13 protein-coding genes are annotated in these 16276 nt (G+C 55.3%); 9 read left to right on the top strand and 4 right to left on the bottom strand.

Going from position 1 to position 16276, the window contains the following annotated elements; all coding sequences use genetic code 11:
- From BUA44_RS12550 to BUA44_RS12540, 3 genes are read left to right on the top strand one after another with little or no spacing between them, the layout of a single operon-like run.
- Nucleotides 1-636, top strand: a complete 636-nt coding sequence (locus BUA44_RS12550) for an OmpA/MotB family protein (protein WP_072812605.1) — start codon at nt 1-3, stop codon at nt 634-636.
- Nucleotides 636-1292: a hypothetical protein gene (locus BUA44_RS12545; RefSeq protein ID WP_072812603.1), complete on the top strand. Its 657-nt coding sequence runs from the start codon at nt 636-638 to the stop codon at nt 1290-1292. The genes BUA44_RS12550 and BUA44_RS12545 overlap by 1 nt, the downstream gene beginning before the upstream one ends.
- A 40-nt stretch (nt 1293-1332) precedes the next feature.
- A complete protein-coding gene (locus BUA44_RS12540; protein WP_072812600.1) occupies nt 1333-1743 on the top strand; it encodes a hypothetical protein in 411 nt (136 codons plus the stop codon).
- 211 nt (nt 1744-1954) lie between these two features.
- Here BUA44_RS12540 and ilvN read toward each other — a convergent pair whose 3' ends face one another.
- Entirely contained in the window at nt 1955-2449 is a 495-nt protein-coding gene (gene ilvN, locus BUA44_RS12535) for an acetolactate synthase small subunit (protein ID WP_072812598.1), read from the bottom strand.
- A 15-nt stretch (nt 2450-2464) separates the two neighbouring features.
- Nucleotides 2465-4183, bottom strand: a complete 1719-nt coding sequence (gene ilvB / locus BUA44_RS12530) for a biosynthetic-type acetolactate synthase large subunit (protein WP_072812597.1) — start codon at nt 4181-4183, stop codon at nt 2465-2467.
- A gap of 449 nt (nt 4184-4632) precedes the next feature.
- Between ilvB and radC the strand changes: the two genes are divergently transcribed.
- The 6 genes from radC to BUA44_RS12500 all read left to right on the top strand — a co-directional run bounded on the left by radC (nt 4633) and on the right by BUA44_RS12500 (nt 12035).
- On the top strand, nt 4633-5340 hold the full coding sequence (radC, locus tag BUA44_RS12525; RefSeq protein ID WP_072812595.1) for a RadC family protein: 708 nt from the start codon (nt 4633-4635) through the stop codon (nt 5338-5340).
- 180 nt (nt 5341-5520) lie between these two features.
- Nucleotides 5521-8496 carry an OmpA family protein gene (locus BUA44_RS12520; RefSeq protein WP_143151995.1) on the top strand — a complete coding sequence of 992 codons (2976 nt, stop codon included), beginning with the start codon at nt 5521-5523 and terminating at the stop codon, nt 8494-8496.
- Nucleotides 8497-8874: 378 nt separating this feature from the next.
- Nucleotides 8875-9114 (top strand): hypothetical protein, encoded by a 240-nt coding sequence (locus tag BUA44_RS12515; RefSeq protein WP_072812729.1) that lies wholly within the window; start codon nt 8875-8877, stop codon nt 9112-9114.
- A 99-nt stretch (nt 9115-9213) separates the two neighbouring features.
- Nucleotides 9214-10026 (top strand): thymidylate synthase, encoded by an 813-nt coding sequence (locus tag BUA44_RS12510; protein ID WP_072812591.1) that lies wholly within the window; start codon nt 9214-9216, stop codon nt 10024-10026.
- 74 nt (nt 10027-10100) lie between these two features.
- The gene (locus BUA44_RS12505) at nt 10101-10589 is read left to right on the top strand and encodes a dihydrofolate reductase (protein ID WP_072812589.1); all 489 of its coding nucleotides are present in this window, start codon (nt 10101-10103) and stop codon (nt 10587-10589) included.
- A 153-nt stretch (nt 10590-10742) separates the two neighbouring features.
- Complete coding sequence (locus tag BUA44_RS12500) at nt 10743-12035, top strand: MgtC/SapB family protein (RefSeq protein WP_072812586.1); 1293 nt, start codon at nt 10743-10745, stop codon at nt 12033-12035.
- A 120-nt stretch (nt 12036-12155) separates the two neighbouring features.
- Here BUA44_RS12500 and BUA44_RS12495 read toward each other — a convergent pair whose 3' ends face one another.
- Nucleotides 12156-13820 (bottom strand): diphosphate--fructose-6-phosphate 1-phosphotransferase, encoded by a 1665-nt coding sequence (locus tag BUA44_RS12495; protein ID WP_072812584.1) that lies wholly within the window; start codon nt 13818-13820, stop codon nt 12156-12158.
- A 171-nt stretch (nt 13821-13991) separates the two neighbouring features.
- Complete coding sequence (locus tag BUA44_RS12490) at nt 13992-16244, bottom strand: CotH kinase family protein (RefSeq protein WP_072812581.1); 2253 nt, start codon at nt 16242-16244, stop codon at nt 13992-13994.
- Between the last annotated feature and the right edge of the window lie 32 nt (nt 16245-16276).

The following is a 16276-nucleotide window of genomic DNA, read 5'->3' as shown; positions in this document are numbered from 1 at the left end:
ATGCGCTTACGTCGCGAAGAAGGCAGCAATCCCTGGATGGCCTATACCGACTTGGGCATCGCGCTCGTGTCGCTGTTCATCCTTGCGTTTGTCGCCATGGCTACCCTCAAGGAGCAGAAGGCGGAAGACCTTACCCGCACCGAGGAAGAGGTATTGAGCTGCCAGGAAGAAATGCGCAAGATTGCCGCCGAACGCAATGCGCTTTTGGCGAAGAGCCTGCAGACCTCTATCGAGGCGGGCCTTATCGCGCTCGAAGACGGCAAGATTCAGATTCAGGCATCGTTCCTTTTCCCGACAAACGGCGCTAAGCTCACTACGGAAGGCGAGGGTGTTATCAAGGGAATCAGCAAGGGCCTGCTCGACGCGCTCGATACGGGCGACGTGATTATGGTGAGCGGCTTTACCGACGATATCCCGTTCAGCGGGTCTACCACCTACACGAACTGGAACCTTTCTACCGAACGTGCCGTGAACGTGGTGAAGATGCTTATCAAGGAAGGGTTCCCTTCCGACCGTATATTTGCAGCGGGTTTCGGCGAATTCCAGCCCAAGTACCCGAACGATACCGAAGAACACCGCCGCCTCAACCGTCGCGTAGAAATTGGCGTTACTCCGCTTAGACTGGAGAAGCATTGATGCAGGAACGCGTTGATTCCATAAGGCGATCGATTGATTCTATCCGCAAGACGGGGACGATGCCGCATTGGCGTATGGCCTATGCCGAAAATCTCCTGACGCGCGCGGGTGAATACATCGCCGTGGATCGCGAACCCGAGGCACGCATGGTTTTGGATAAACTAGTGCGCTGGGTGGAAACGCATACCCCGAAGGTGGCAGAAAGTTCCGCGATGGAAAAGAACCCCATGATGTTCTGGAATGCAGACATGCTCCGGGGTATAATCGCGCAGGTTCGCAAAACGCTTACCGACAAGAAGATGCTCGTGCCTTCCATGGAACGGGATGCCATCTCGCGTCGTTTGGACCTGGTGGAAAAGTGGATTGCGGAAAACAACATTCTTGACGCTCACCAGGAACTGCTTGCGCTCCGCGGCGCTCTGATTGCCCGCCTGCGCCGTTCGTACAGGGCGCGCCTTGCCTCAAGCGATTACCGTTCCGGTACCTTCGTGCAGCCCGCGGGCACGCTTGTGGGCCCGTACAATGCCCGCCATACGCTCGAAGAAACGTTCCAGGTGGTGGGTGAACGCGACCCGATTTGGGTAGAAGACTTTCTGGATATTTACAACGACCTGTTCCGCATTGTGGAAAGGCTCGTGCCGCAAGACAAAAAGTAGGGATCTGCGCGGGTGAACTGCGCCAAAGGTGGGAGGCTTTATGGAAACGAGATTCTTGATGCGCTTTATCGGGAGCCGCACCGAACTTGCCCAGATATGGGACGAGATTATGGAGCAGTTTCCGGAGGCTGACCTGCCCAGCGAAGATACGGGAGACTGGTACACCGTCAACGACGTGATGGTCGACGAGTACGAGTGCCGTTTCGAGGAATTGCCCGAAGAGGAACTCATCGCGATGGATGGAAGCCTGCTTGTGGAAGAATTCCCGGAAGATTTCCTTACCGACCTGATGGAACGCTACGAGCGCGTCTATGGCGTGTTCAAGTGGGCTTCGATGGATGTCGGGGTGGGCTGCGGCGAGAGTGAAGGCTGGGGCGAGTTTACCGCCGATTTCGTGGACGACTACTCCGACGAGGCGAACGAAATCTCCGAAGCTGTCCTCGGGTTTTGATGTTGCTGTCATCCCCGCGAAGGCGGGGATCTCCCTTGTGACTGTTAGTCCCTGCGGGCTTCTCGAGATTCGGGTAATGTATTAAACTGCAGAAGCAGGCATTTCGCACGCTCACACATAGCAAAAACCGCCTGGACTTGCATCCAGACGGTTTAATTTTTGCATTTTCTAGTAACTAATAACTAGTGACTAGTAACTGCGGCGGAGCCGCTTACGTCTTGTCTTCACCGCGGAGCATGATGACCTTGCCCGTGCGGATGTACTCGACGATTTCGAACTTCTGCAAGAGGCTCTTGAGCGTGTCGACTTTCTGGCTGTTGCCCGTAATCTGGATGATCATCGAGGTGGCAGTCATGTCCACGGTATTCGCGTGGAAGTGGTCGCACAGCTGCAGGATTTCCGTACGCTGGTCGGGAGTGCAACGCACCTTGATGAGCGCGAGTTCCTTCTCTACGGCGTCCGTGCCGGTATGGTCCTTCGCCTGCACCACGTCCACGAGTTTCTCGAGCTGCTTGATGATCTGCATCAAGATTTCGGGATTGCCGTGGGCGATGATGTTCATGCGGCTGAAGTTCGGGTCGAGCGTGGGGGAGACAACGAGGGAGTCGATGTTGTAGCCACGGCGGGAGAACACGAGGGCGATACGCACGAGCACGCCCGGGCGGTTCGCAACCAACAAACTAATAGAATGTGCAATGTCTTTCATTTTTAAAACCTCCTGTTACGTCGATCCCGTGGGCTTTTCGAGTTTTGCCTTGGGTGCTTCTGTAAGCATGGCGGTAAGCGGTGCGCCTGCCGGAATCATCGGGAACACGTTGTCTTCCTTTTCGCATTCGCAGTGAATGAGAATCGGGCCGTCGTTGTAGCTGAGCGCCTTCTGGATAACGCGTTCGGCATCGGCGGGGCGCTTGATGCGGAGCCCAGGAATGCCGTAGGCTTCGGCGAGCTTCACGAAGTCGGGGTTGCCCATCATGTCCACGCTGGAGTAGCGGTGGTCATAGAAGAGTTCCTGCCACTGGCGCACCATGCCCAGGTACTTGTTGTCCATCACGAAAATCTTGATGGGCAGCTTGTGGATGGCTGCAGTCGCGAGTTCCGCTTCCGTCATCTGGAAACCGCCGTCGCCGCTGAAGCTGAGCACTGGCCAGCCGGTCTCGTTACCGAATGCGGCACCGATAGCGGCGGGGAAGCCGAAGCCCATCGTGCCTGCGCCACCGCTGGAGTGCAACTGGCGCGGATAGTTTATATGGAAGAACTGTGCAACCCACATCTGGTGCTGGCCCACGTCGGTCGTGACGATGGCCTTGCCGCCGGTGAGTTCGCTTGCAGTCGCAATCACGTGCTGCATGCGGAGGCCGCCCTGCTTCGCGTAGGTAAGCGGGAAGCGCTTCTTCCAGGTCTGGCAGGTCTTGATCCATTCGGCGGTATCGAGCCTGTTCACCATCGGGAGCAGCTGCTCGAGCACGAGCTTCGCGTCGCCGCACATGAACACGTCGGGCTGCAGAACCTTGCCTTCTTCGGCGGGGTCGATATCGATGTGCATCTTCACCGCGTTCTTGCAGAATTCATCGAGCTTGCCGGTAATGCGGTCATCCCAGCGGCTACCGATGGAAAGAATCAGGTCGCAGTCGAGCACGGCCTTGTTCGCGTACACGGTGCCATGCATGCCGAGCATGCCGAGCGAAAGCTCGTGATCAACGGGGAACACGCCGAGACCGAGCATGGTGCAGCACACCGGAGCGCCAATCTTTTCGGCGAGTTCGCGCACCTGGCGGCTGGCCCCGCTGATCATGGCGCCGTGGCCCACGAGAAGCAACGGCTTCTTGGACTTGCGGAGGAATTCCGCCGCCTTCTCGACGCTTTCTGCGGAGGCGTAGGTGGGAATCTTGTAACCCGGAAGGTCCATCTGGTCGGTGAACGGGGCGGTGCATGCACCTGCGGTCACGTCCTTCGGGAGATCGATGAGCACCGGGCCCGGGCGGCCAGTGCGGGCGATGTGGAAAGCTTCCTTCATCACGCGTGGGAGGTCGTTGGAATCCTTTACCAGGTAGGAATGCTTGACGGCCGCGAACGTCATGCCGCTCGTATCGCATTCCTGGAAGGCGTCCTTGCCGAGGTTCGGGGTCGTTGTCTGTGCGGCGAGCACCACGATGGGGCTCGAATCCATGAGTGCCGTGTAGATGCCGGTGAACGTGTTTGTTGCACCCGGGCCGCTCGTGACGAGGGCGACGCCCACCTTGCCGGTCTGGCGTGCATAGCCGTCGGCCATGTGGGTCGCACCCTGCTCGTGGCGGGAAAGCACTACTTTAATATTGGAATCAAGGATCGCGTCGAACATCGGGATGGCGGATCCACCGGGGTAGCCGAAAATCGTGTCGATGCCTTCGCGTTTGAGGCATTCGATAATCACTTCGGCACCATTCAAGACCTTGTTTGCCATAGATTTTCCTGGTTGAATTTGAAAGTCTGTTAAAAAGATTGTTGAAAATATAGGTGTTTTTGTGCTTTACGGCAAGATGAATTTGCTGAAAATCTTAAAAAACTTTAAAATTTTCTGAAAACTTTTGACTTTTATTTAGGCGTGCTTTGAAAAATGTTAAAAATTTGCATAATTTTTGCTGTGTTTTGAAAAATTATGTCTAAAAATTGGTGGTTTTTTCTAATAAAATTGTATAAATGGGGGCGAAGATGCTTTGAAAACTTGAATATTTGCCCTGAATTGATGCCCATGTCCCTCAAAATACGTCCCTTTCCCTCAATTTTACGCCATCTTTATAAAAAATATGCCCTTTTGGCCGATTTCCCGGTTTTCGGCGTTTATAGAAGTAGAGACTTCAACATAGACTTTCAAAATGGAGACTCTAGATAGACTACCTCAAAGGACATCTCATGGAAAACGGACTAATCGAAACCGAAATTCTCCCGCGCGAAAAGCTCCAGCAATGCGGGGCGACGGCACTCTCGAACGAGGAACTCATCGCGCTCATTCTCGGCAGCGGCACGCGCGAAAGCAGCGTGTTCGAACTTTCGCGGCATGTTTCGGACTACCTTTCTTCGGCAACATCCATCCCGACGGTCGAGAACCTGCGCCATATCCGCGGGCTCGGTACGGTAAAGGCGACCCAGATTCTTGCGTGTCTCGAACTTTCGAGCCGGTATATCCTCACGTCGCGTGCGGTTTCTGTCATTGCGCCCGAAGACCTGCTCTCGCGCCTTGCGGGTCTCAAGTTCGAGCAGCAGGAGCATTTCGTGGTGGTGACGCTCAATTCGGCGAATTACGTGATAAACGTGCACGATGTCACCTCGGGGCTCGTGAACCAGGCCCCCATTGCCCCGCGGGAGGCTTTCGCGAAGGCCATCGAGGACCGCGCCGTATCTGTCGTGCTTGCTCACAACCATCCCTCGGGTTCCACCGAACCTTCCGAACAGGACTTCGCGATAACCCGCTTGCTGTGTGCGGCGGGGAAGGTGCTCCAGATTCCCGTAATCGACCACATCATCGTGGGCAGGGGCGGCTACACCAGCATGTGCAGGCTCGATCCGGATATGTTCGAGAAGGGCGTGCGGCACGCGAATATCGATTCTTTGGCGGTCTAGAAGGGCTTTTTCGCAAAAAAAACGGAAAATTGCTGTAAAAAATGCGAAACAAACGCCGAAAAGTGCGAAATTCTGTGTTTTTTGTCGCTTTTTGGGAGGGCGTTCAATATAACGTTTGTTAAAAAAATTATATTAATGGTAGTTTAGTTTAGGGATCACCCTGTTTTTTAAGGAGACTCTATGAAGAGAGTAGTAGCAGGATTGGCGCTTGCAATGGCCGTGCAGGCTTTTGCAGACCATCCGCAGACAATCAACAAGACAGGTTTTGTTGGTGTCAACAAGACTCAGTCCGCCCAGTCGCTCGGGCATTCCAAGTTGTCGTTCTACGGCTTGATGGATGCCACGACTGATGTGCAAAATATAGCCCCAGAAGGTGTTCGTGAAAGGTATACGGGTATGTATTTGCCGGCAGACCAGAACAACGGTATGCAGTATGGCCTCGAATATAACACCCTCATGCGTCAGGGCATGGTCGAAGACTATGTCGCCCTGGGCGCGCAGGTCGGTTTCGGTATCGGTATATGGCATTACTTTGACTTGGGTGTCGGCATCCCGGTCTACTACGACAAGTTTACCGTGAACAATACGGGCTGTCCGTACGATCCGTATGTTGGACCCAAGAATGAAGTTGGTCCGGATGGCCAGCCGATGGTTTGCCAGCAGGGCCAGATTTCCGGTACCAATATCGGATACATCGGCAACCTCAAGGCCGACTTGAAGATTAGGCTTCCGCTCCCCGAAGACCAGCCGGTCGACATCGCGTTCTTCGGCGAAGGCAACTTTGGTACGTCTAACCCTGAAAAGGACGGTCTCTGGATTCGTGAGGCCGAATTCATCAACAAGGGTGAACCGACTGATGGTGGCGGATCCGCCCAGGCTTACGGCGTGCGCTCTACCATCGCGAAGGGCGGTGTTGCCTTGACCCTCGACTTCGACAAGATTGACGCGGTCCCGTTCCTCATCCACGTGAACGGCGGTTACGTCTACTCGACGAACAAGAACTACCTCTCGTACCCGTACATGACTGCGGCTGCTGAAATCTACTTCATGGATTTCCTCTCGCTCTTTGCGGAATACTACATGATGTTCCAGCTGGATGAATACCGCGATGCCGTGAAGCTCGACGTGAAGGACCTGACTGGCGCAATCGTGTTCCACCTCCCGATTGGTCTTGACCTCCACCTGGGTGGTTCCTACTCCCTGGGTAGCACCGACATCGAAAAGTACACGACTGTCCGTGCCATGGAAAACAACAACCGCACCCTCGAGTACAAGACGACGATCAATCCGAAGTACAAGGTCTACGGCGGTATCACGTGGAGCGGATTCCTGCTCCCGCAGGACCGCGACGGCGATGGCGTGACGGATGATGAAGATAACTGCCCCGACGACTTTGGTCATCGCCTCAACAAGGGCTGCCCGCTCGGCAATCCTGACGTTGACGAAGATGGCGTTTGCGATGCTTGGGTTTCCGAGAAGGGCTTCGGATCTGAATTCCAGGATGTGTGCGAAGGCATCGACGCTTGCCCGAACGAACAGGGCGAAGGCGAAGATGGCTGCCCGCTCGACGAACCGGACCCGGATGGCGACCATGTGTGCGACGCCTGGGTATCTAAGAAGAAACTCCAGAAGAAGTTCAAGGACGTTTGCGAAGGCATCGATAGCTGCCCGACTGAAAAGGGTACTGTTGCCAACAAGGGCTGCCCCGAAGACAATCCGGACCCGGATTCTGACGGTATGTGCTCTCCGTGGGTGACCGACAAGAATAAGCTTGGCGATTACGCGAACGTCTGTAAGGGTTACGATATGTGTCCGGGCGAAGCCGGTTCTAAGGCCAATAAGGGTTGTCCGTGGGATGATCCGGATAGCGACGGCGACGGCCTCTGTGACGAATGGGTGACCCAGAAGAAGATGGGCTTCTACTTCGAGAAGGCTGCCGAAGACGACAAGATTAAGAACGAATGGTTCATCGAGAAGACCTGTAAGGGTATCGACAAGTGCCCGACCGAATTCGGCCCGGCCACCAACGAAGGTTGCCCGCTTGGCGACCCCGATACCGACAAGGACGGCATCTGTGATGAATGGGTGACGCAGAAGAACATGCTCGACCAGTACGACGGCATCTGCACTGGCATTGACAAGTGCCCGACCGAACCTGGTGAAGCATGGGCCAACGGCTGCCCGATGGACAACCCGGATATTGACGGTGACAGCCTCTGTGCCGACTGGGTTGCCGAGAAGAACATGCAGGAACAGTTCAAGGATATCTGCCACGGCATCGACAAGTGCCCGACCGAAAATGGCCCGGCCTGGAACAAGGGTTGCCCGGCCGAAGATCCGGATAGCGATAAGGACAGCGTCTGCGATGCCTGGGTCTCCAAGCAGAAGATGACTGAACAGTTCAAGGATGTTTGTACCGGCATCGACCGTTGCCCGGATGAAAGCGGCCCGGCCTGGAACAAGGGCTGCCCGGCTGAAAATCCGGATTCCGACGGCGACAGCCTGTGCGACGCCTGGGTTGGCAAGCAGAAGATGTTCGACCAGTTCAAGGATGTCTGCCACGGTACTGACCGTTGCCCGGACGAAGCCGGTCCTGAATGGAACAAGGGTTGCCCGATGGACGACGATCCGGATGCCGATAAGGATGGCGTCTGCTCTGAATGGGTGTCCACCAAGAAGCTCCTCAAGCAGTTCGAAGGCGTCTGCACTGGCCTCGACCGTTGCCCGGATGTTGCGGGTGATGACGGCCACGGCTGCCCGAAGAAGGCTGTCGAGAAGCTCACCGGCGTGACCTTCAAGCCGGGTAAGGCAACGCTCGAATCCAACGCCAAGAGCATCCTCAAGGCTGTTGCGAAGAAGCTGAACGAAGATGATAGCTACAAGGAACTGAAGATTGTTATCCAGGGCCACACCGACAACAAGGGTAAGGACAAGACTAACCAGAAGCTCTCTGAAAAGCGTGCTAAGGAAGTCATGAAGACCCTCATCAAGTACGGCGTGAAGAAGAACCGCATCAAGGCCGTGGGTCTCGGTGCAAGCTGCCCGGTTGAGGACAACAGCACCGAAGACGGTCGCGAAATGAACCGCCGTATCGAAATGCACTTCGCTACGCCGGAGAACGACGGTACCAAGTGTGAGTCCGAGTTCCAGCAATAGAGTCTGATCAACAGCTAAACTAAAATCCCTGGCCGAAAGGCTGGGGATTTTTTTATTGTTGGTCATCCCCGCCTCGGTGGGAATCTCTCATGTAGAGACTGAATTTGTAAAAATAGCAGACTAAATGCCTGGTTGGCTGTCTTTTGGTCTGTATAAAATTAGTTTGTCTGCAATAAATATGGGCTGTTTGAGGCGTTTCTGCGCAGATTCTGTGTTAAATGTGCTTGTGATGGCCTTGTTTTTCTAAAAAAGTTGACAAATATTGTTACTTTATCTGCAAAATAGCAGACCAACTGACCGCTTTTAATTGATTTAGTCTGCTAAAATGCCTAAATGAAGGTATTACGCACACATTTTTCTTTTTTTATATTTACCCGCATGACAAAACTTGACGAGATTTTGCAGGCGCTTGGCGCATCGAACCACGACCTGGTGGAAAAACTCCCCACGAACTTGAACCACAAGATGGTGCAGAAGGCGCGCCTCGGCAAGAAGCCCGTGCCCAAGCACACGCAAGACCTGATTTTGCAGGCGGTGAACATGCTCATGCGCGAGAAGGCGGTTGCCGAGGACAAGGCGGTAAAGCAGTACAAGCGTGTGGAACTGTTCGGGGAATAAACTTTAATAGATGTGTGATGTGGAATGTGTAGTGTGTAATGATTGATTCTTAATCTCACATTTCACACCTCACATTTCACATTTTATTAAATTACAGATATGCAGCAATACTTAGACTTACTCAGAGATATTCTTGAAAATGGCGTGGACCGTTCCGACCGTACGGGTACGGGCACGCGCTCCGTGTTTGGCCGCCAGTGCCGTTACGACCTTTCGCAGGGGTTCCCTTGCCTTACCACAAAGAAATTGCACCTGCGCTCGATTATTCATGAGCTGCTGTGGTTCTTGAAGGGCGACACGAACATCAAGTACCTGCACGACAACAAGGTGACCATCTGGGACGAGTGGGCCGATGAGAACGGTGACCTGGGCCCGGTTTACGGCCACCAGTGGCGCAGCTGGCCGACCCCCGATGGCGGGCACATCGACCAGATCCAGAACCTGATCAACAGCCTCAAGAACAATCCCGATTCGCGCCGCCACCTGGTGTGTGCATGGAATGTGGCCGAAGTCGACAAGATGGCCCTGCCGCCTTGCCACTGCCTGTTCCAGTTCTACGTGGGTGGGGTAGGCAAGTCCGGCAAGCGCAAACTCAGTTGCCAGCTTTACCAGCGCAGTGCCGATACGTTCCTCGGCGTGCCCTTCAATATCGCGTCGTACGCGCTCTTGACGCTTATGCTCGCGCAGGTATGCGACTACGAGCCGGGTGAATTTATCCATACTCTCGGCGATACGCACCTGTACTCCAACCACTTCGAGCAGGCCCGCGAGCAGTTGACCCGCACGCCGCGCAAGCTCCCTACCATGAAACTCAATCCCGAAATCAAGGACCTTTTCGAATTCAAGTTCGAGGACTTTGAGCTCGTGGATTATGACCCGTGGCCGACCATTAAGGCCCCGATTGCAGTTTAATTTGTAATGTGTAGTGTGAAATGTGTAATTAATTGCATCTCACATCTCACATTTCACATCCCACATTTCACATTATGTTAATATCCGCTATTGTCGCAATTTCCAAGAACAACGTCATCGGGCGTGACGGGCACCTGCCGTGGCACCTGTCTGCCGACCTCAAGCGTTTCAAGGCCATCACGACGGGGCATTCCATTATCCTCGGGCGCAAGAACTACGATGATATCGGGAGGCCGCTCCCGAACCGCACGAACTACGTGCTCACGCGGAACACGGCGTTCGAGGCTCCGGGTTGCATCGTTTGCAGTAGCCTCGAACTGGCCTTGAACAAGGCTAGCGCCGCCGGCGAGAGTGAGTGCTTTATCATTGGCGGCGCCGCCGTGTACCGCGACGCGATGCCCCTCGTGAAAAAGCTGTACGTGACCCGCGTGCTTGCCGATGTCGATGGCGACGTGTTCTTCCCGGAATGGGGCGAGGGCTGGCACAAGGTGAGCGAAGAGCAGTTCGGCGCAGATGAGAAGAATGATTTCCCGACTGTGTTCGAAGTCTGGGAACGGGAATAAGATGTGTAGTGTGTAATGTGGAATGTGGAGTGTGAAATTCACATTTCACATGTCGCAATCATATATTCGTTTTTGCTACAAGTTGGAATAATTTTTAAAGAATTTATTTCCCCGCATTTTGTCGGGGACTTTTTTTTAGTATAGATTAATGTTATGCTGGATTTTAACGTGTTTTACCGCTTGGCGGCTGCAATCGGTATCGGGCTGATTATCGGCCTGCAGCGCGAGCATACGTATTCGGACCAGTCGGATAGGCACCCGGCGGGTGTTCGCTCGTTTACGCTCGTAGGCCTTGCGGGTGCGATGACGGCGCTCCTTTCGGGAGAAATGGGCGGAGTGGCTCCGTTCGTGACCGGCTTTGTCATCATCGGAATGTTGCTTGTCGCGTCGCACATATCGTTTGCCATCGCGCACAAGCCGCAGGAGGGCCGCCCTTTGGTGGGGAGTGACGGTGTCACTACGAGTGTCGCTGTGCTGGTCGTGTACCTGCTGGGGGCGCTCTCGATGTACGGTAGGCTTCTCGAATCTTGCGTCGTTGTGGTCGTGATGCTCTGGGTGCTTTCGGCGAAGGAGCAATTGCACGCGTTCGCGCAGAAACTCTCGAAAGAAGATATCCTTGCGGCGGTGAAGTTTGCGGTAATATCGCTGTTGATTCTGCCGTTCTTGCCGAACCAGGCGTATGGCCCGCCGGGGCTCGAGGTGCTGAACCCGCACACGATATGGCTCTTCGTGGTGTTTATTTCGGGCATCGGCTTTGTGGGCTACGTGCTGATAAAGCTTGTTGGCCCGGGGAAGGGAATCTGGCTGACCGGCCTCCTGGGCGGGCTTGCTAGCAGTACCGCCCTCACGCTAAACCTGGCGGGCCGCAGTCGCGAAAACGAGGGCTATGCGCCCGATTTTACGCTCGGGATTGTGCTCAGCTGGGCGGTGATGTACGTGCGGCTCTACCTGATTTGCGTGTTCCTGAGTGCATCGCTTGCGCGCCCGCTCGCGCTGCCGCTCCTGTTGCCCGCGGTCCCTGCGCTAGGGTACGCCGCGTACCTCAAGTTCAAGGCGGCGCGCGACCACAGGGAGAACGCCGCTGGATTTTCGAACCCGTTCAAGCTGTTGCCCGCAATAAAGTTCGGCGTGGTGTTTACCTGCGTGATGTTTGTCGCGAACGCCGCCCGCGTGTATCTGGGTGCGGGGGCGCTCCTGGCGTGCAGTTTCATTGGTGGTGCCGCCGAGATGGATGCGGTTGCGTTTTCTGTGATAGACATGAACCTGAAGGCGGGGCTCCCGGTGCGCGAACTCGTGCTTGCGCTGATGCTTGCGAGTATCGCGAATACGCTGACCAAGGGCGGCCTGGTGCTTTTCCTCGGGGCGAAATCCATGCGCAAGCCTATCGCGCTGGCGGTCGCGCTCATTAGCGTGGTGACCCTCGGACTAATTGGTTTGTATATATGACAATGGAGGGGGCCAAACCCTCCGCTCCTTCACTCACCGTAGTAAAAAAAATCCCCGGCCGAAGCCAGGGACTTTTCAATGCTTGGAGATCCCCGCCTTCGCGGGGATGACTTCAGTCAATTACTTGACTTTCAAAGCGCCGCGTTCCAACTTAATCGTGAAGTTGGTAACATCACAAACCTCAGACGGACCCCAGTACTGGATCGGACCCGGGTAGGTGTAGCTTTCAGTCTTGGCCCAGACTTCACGGTTCTTGGCGAAGAACTTGAACGGAGCACCGTCGAGTTCCACGAGAGCCTTCTGGATCACCGGCTTGTCGGCACCGTGACGACGTTCGATGTTCATCATCATGGTGATAGGAATGCCACCGGCAGTCCACTTTTCGATGCCCTTCGTGAGGTCGCGCACAGAGCTCATGTAGCCGTTCATCTTGTTGAAGGCGAGCACGGAGGCGGTGAAGCCGAGGCTGTAGCAGTAGTCGGCGTCGAAGTTCGACGGAGCGGCGCAGCGGCCTTCGTAACCGAAGAAGTGGTTGAGGGCGCTGAACTTGCCCTTGAAGTTCTTGCGGCTCTTGAGTTCCTTCTTCACCATTTCGATGACGAGCTTTTCGGTTTCGATGAGGGAAACCTGCACGTTGCCGTGGCTGTCGCGGTCGAGCATCAGCTGGCCCTGAGTGGTGGAGGGGAGGCTCTTGAGGACTTCGGCAGAAGCCTTGGAAATCCACTTGCAGAGCAGTTCCACCTTGGCGGCGGTGTCGAGGCCTTCGACTTCCTTTTCGTGGTGGGCGAGGGCTTCGGAGAGTTCGGAAATGAGCACGCCCACATCCGGGATGAATTCGAGGAGGCCTTCCGGAATCAGGCAGACGCCGAAGTTCTTGCCGTCAGCAGCACGGGCAGCGACGATGTCTGCAACGTACTTGATGACCTGCTTGAGCTTCATCTTCTTGGCCTTGACTTCTTCAGAAATCAGGCAGATGTTCGGGTGGGTCTGGAGAGCGGCTTCGAGAGCAATGTGAGAAGCGCTACGGCCCATGAGCTTGATGAAGTGCCAGTACTTCTGAGCGGAGTTGGCATCGCGCATGATGTTGCCGATGAGTTCGGAATAGGTCTTGACGGCAGTGTCGAAACCGAAGGAGGTTTCGATGTATTCGTTCTTGAGGTCGCCGTCGATGGTCTTCGGGCAGCCGCAAACCACGCAGCTTGCGCCGTTGGCCTGGAAGTATTCACCGAGAACAGCAGCGTTGGTGTTGGAGTCGTCACCACCGATGATCACGATAGCGTCGAGCTTCTGGGCCTTGGCCACAGCCATGCACTTCTTGAACTGTTCTTCAGTTTCGAGCTTGGTACGGCCGGACTGGATGATGTCGAATCCACCAGTGTTGCGGTAAGCGTCCATGATCTTTTCGTTGATCACGATGAACTTGCCGTTCTCGAGGCCGGAGGGGCCGCCGAGGAAGCCGAGGAGCTTGGAATTCTTGCTGATGCTCTTGATACCGTCGAAGATACCCGCGATCACGTTGTGTCCACCAGGAGCCTGGCCACCGGAGAGCACCACGCCCACGTTGAGAGCCTTACCGGCAGCGGCCTTGGTAGCCTTCTTCATGCCGATGTACGGAGCGCCGTAGGTGTTCGGGAACAGAGCCTTGATCTTGGCCTGGTCGCGCACGGATTCGGTAGCCTTACCCTTGTTGAGGGAGACCTTGAGAGCGCCGTCACGGAGAGCGGCGGGGAGTTTCGGCTGGTAGGCCTTGCGGGCCTTGCCGAGGACGGACAGATTGTCAGCCATTGTTGTTTCCTTTTGAGTTTGCGACGGCTTGCGGGAAGGCGAAGCGTCGGCTTTGGGTTAAAAAATTACGGGAGTAAATATAGAAAAATTTTTTGTGACAACGCCACGTTAAAAAAAGATCCCCGGTCAAGCCGGGGATGACAAGAATGAGGCTCAGGATGACGCTTCGCGTCACTTAAACTGCGCGGTGATGCTTGCGGAGCCGCCGTTCAGCTGGAACTTGCGCGGGTTTTCTGTCGAACCGTCGCTCCAGCCGGTAAACACGGAGCCGTTGCTCGGCACTGCCTGCAACAACAGGTCGTTACCTGCGTAGAACTTGCCCTGGTAATTGCTCTTCGGGAGTTTCATGCCGTCAACCGTCACGCTGCCGCTCCCGCTCACGTTGATGCTCACGTTCACTGCATTCTGCAGGCCAAAGTACTGCTCCATTTCCTGGCGGACCGTCTGGGTGCGGTTCTGGGCATACTGAATAAGGTCGCTACCGTCGGGAGACCAATGGAAACTGCCCTGGTTGCGCGGCCATCTCTGCTGGTCACGCTGCTGCTCGCTCGCGGGAATTGCTGCCATCATCTCCTGCACTTTCTTCTGCACATTTTCGTAGGTCAGGTAGTTGTCGAGCAATATACATGCGTTGTTGATGAACAGGCGCTTGAAATCGTTGTTGTCGAGAAGCTTGTTGAGCATCTGCGCGGGGCCCTGCTTTGCGCCGCCAAAACCCCATCCGCCGCCGATATCCCAACCGCCCATGCCGGGGAACTGGCCCTGACCGGGCTGTTGCTGGCCGGGGTTCTGCTGGCCGCCCTGCTGGCTGTTGTCCCTCGTGGCAGAGCCCAGCGCCCACTGGAACATGTTCTGGCTCGTTACGTCAAACCCGCTGATACCCGGCGAGAAACCGAAACCGTGGTCGGTATCGAATGCAACAAACTTGAACGGATTGCCGTTGCCGCCCCAGGCGCGGATGTTGTTTTCGGGCCAGTCGCCGTTGTGGAAGTAGAATTCGGCGAGCATGTATTGCGCGAAGCTGTTCATGTTGACCTTCTGCTTCATTTGTTCGTAACTCTGGTTGTTGTCGCCGGCAAAGTTGCCGTTGATAATCTGGTTCGCGATGTTCTTGTATTCGTCGGCGGAGGCCCCCTTGGTGCCGCTAGCCTCGGCGCTGTTGCCCTTGATGTTAATCATGTTGATGGACTTGCTGTCGATACCGTAGTTCGTCTCGACAAAGCTCCTGTTCAGGCGTTCGCGCAGGTCGTGAATTCCGAAGTATTCGCCGTTGTAGAACACCACCACCTGCAGGCTGCGCTGGTAATCCACGTCGGTGCCTTCCATGAGGCTCGTCATCATGGCATCGCCGATGTAGTCCGTCCAAAAGCGGTTGCCGTTGTTGCGCAGGTTGAAGCTCTTCATCTTCTTTGCTTCGGGGCGCGTCTTGAAGAACGAGTACTTGAGCACCTTGTCGCCCCATTCGTCGTTGTCCATCTTGATGGCGACGCTCTTCTTGGGCTTGTAGCGGCTCCAGTTACCGATAAGCGAAATGCCCGCATCGATTTCCCACGTCTTTTCGGTGGTAGAACTGCCCTTCTCGAAGTATTCCACGTGCACGGGAAGGGAATCTTCGCACCAGAAGTTCGCCTTGAAGCAGGGCTCGGAGCACTTGGAATTGTTGTTGTCGGTCTGGTTGCCGCCCATGCTCATCTGGTTGAAGTTCGGGTTGTTGCAGCGGAGCTGGTTCATGGGGCCGGTCGCATAAAGGCCGTCGGTCGAGTCGAACAAGTCGTGGTGATTCACGGTGAGCGCCACCACCGGCATCGAGACGTTTTCGCCGATAAAGTAAGTCTGCGTCGTGGTATCGGCGGGCTGGCCGTTCACGAACTCGCTACAGCGCACCACGGTGCTTTTGGTAATCTGCATCGCCGAGGTAATCTGCTGGGAACCCTGCGTGGGGAATGAACCGTCGAACGTGCAGTAGATTTGCCCGCCCTTCGTGGGGGTCGGCGGTTCAATGGTCAGGTTAGAGTAGAAGCCCGCCTTGGGGAGGAACGTCGCTTTTGCCTTGTGGTTGTCTTCGTATTCCTGGAGCCCTGCGGAAGAAGATTTCGGGTCCTTCGCCTTGGAAGAACTCGAATTTGCGGGCATGACCCCCGAACTGTTCGGGTTCTGGAACGGGTTCACGCCGGAACTCAGGCCCGGATCGGTCAGCGCGAATGAGGATGAGCTGCCGAACGGGATTGCTCCGGAACTCAGGTCGCCACCGATGCCCGGATTGTAGGGGTCGACACCCGGGTTATTCGGGTCTACATACGGATTGTTCGGATCCTGCAAGTCGCCGTAGGGGGAAATGACGGAATTTTCTGCTGGGTCTTCGGAACAGCCCAAAATGAGGGCGCAGGCGGCAACGAACGGGAATGCTATGTATTTTTTCTGCATATGGATCCTTGAGCATTTGAAAAATGCCTAAT

The sequence above is a fragment of the Fibrobacter sp. UWR3 genome (assembly GCF_900143055.1).
Classification (GTDB): Bacteria; Fibrobacterota; Fibrobacteria; order Fibrobacterales; family Fibrobacteraceae; genus Fibrobacter.
Note: the sequence above shows the minus strand (reverse complement) of the source record. Positions and strands in the feature narration are given on the sequence as shown.

Excerpts from the sequence above, each read along its gene's own strand:
- BUA44_RS12550 (WP_072812605.1), top strand. The coding sequence starts at position 1 with ATGCGCTTACGTCGCGAAGAAGGCAGCAATCCCTGGATGGCCTATACC.
- BUA44_RS12545 (WP_072812603.1), top strand. The coding sequence starts at position 636 with ATGCAGGAACGCGTTGATTCCATAAGGCGATCGATTGATTCTATCCGC.
- BUA44_RS12540 (WP_072812600.1), top strand. The coding sequence starts at position 1,333 with ATGGAAACGAGATTCTTGATGCGCTTTATCGGGAGCCGCACCGAACTT.
- ilvN (WP_072812598.1), bottom strand. The coding sequence starts at position 2,449 with ATGAAAGACATTGCACATTCTATTAGTTTGTTGGTTGCGAACCGCCCG.
- ilvB (WP_072812597.1), bottom strand. The coding sequence starts at position 4,183 with ATGGCAAACAAGGTCTTGAATGGTGCCGAAGTGATTATCGAATGCCTC.
- radC (WP_072812595.1), top strand. The coding sequence starts at position 4,633 with ATGGAAAACGGACTAATCGAAACCGAAATTCTCCCGCGCGAAAAGCTC.
- BUA44_RS12520 (WP_143151995.1), top strand. The coding sequence starts at position 5,521 with ATGAAGAGAGTAGTAGCAGGATTGGCGCTTGCAATGGCCGTGCAGGCT.
- BUA44_RS12515 (WP_072812729.1), top strand. The coding sequence starts at position 8,875 with ATGACAAAACTTGACGAGATTTTGCAGGCGCTTGGCGCATCGAACCAC.
- BUA44_RS12510 (WP_072812591.1), top strand. The coding sequence starts at position 9,214 with ATGCAGCAATACTTAGACTTACTCAGAGATATTCTTGAAAATGGCGTG.
- BUA44_RS12505 (WP_072812589.1), top strand. The coding sequence starts at position 10,101 with ATGTTAATATCCGCTATTGTCGCAATTTCCAAGAACAACGTCATCGGG.
- BUA44_RS12500 (WP_072812586.1), top strand. The coding sequence starts at position 10,743 with ATGCTGGATTTTAACGTGTTTTACCGCTTGGCGGCTGCAATCGGTATC.
- BUA44_RS12495 (WP_072812584.1), bottom strand. The coding sequence starts at position 13,820 with ATGGCTGACAATCTGTCCGTCCTCGGCAAGGCCCGCAAGGCCTACCAG.
- BUA44_RS12490 (WP_072812581.1), bottom strand. The coding sequence starts at position 16,244 with ATGCAGAAAAAATACATAGCATTCCCGTTCGTTGCCGCCTGCGCCCTC.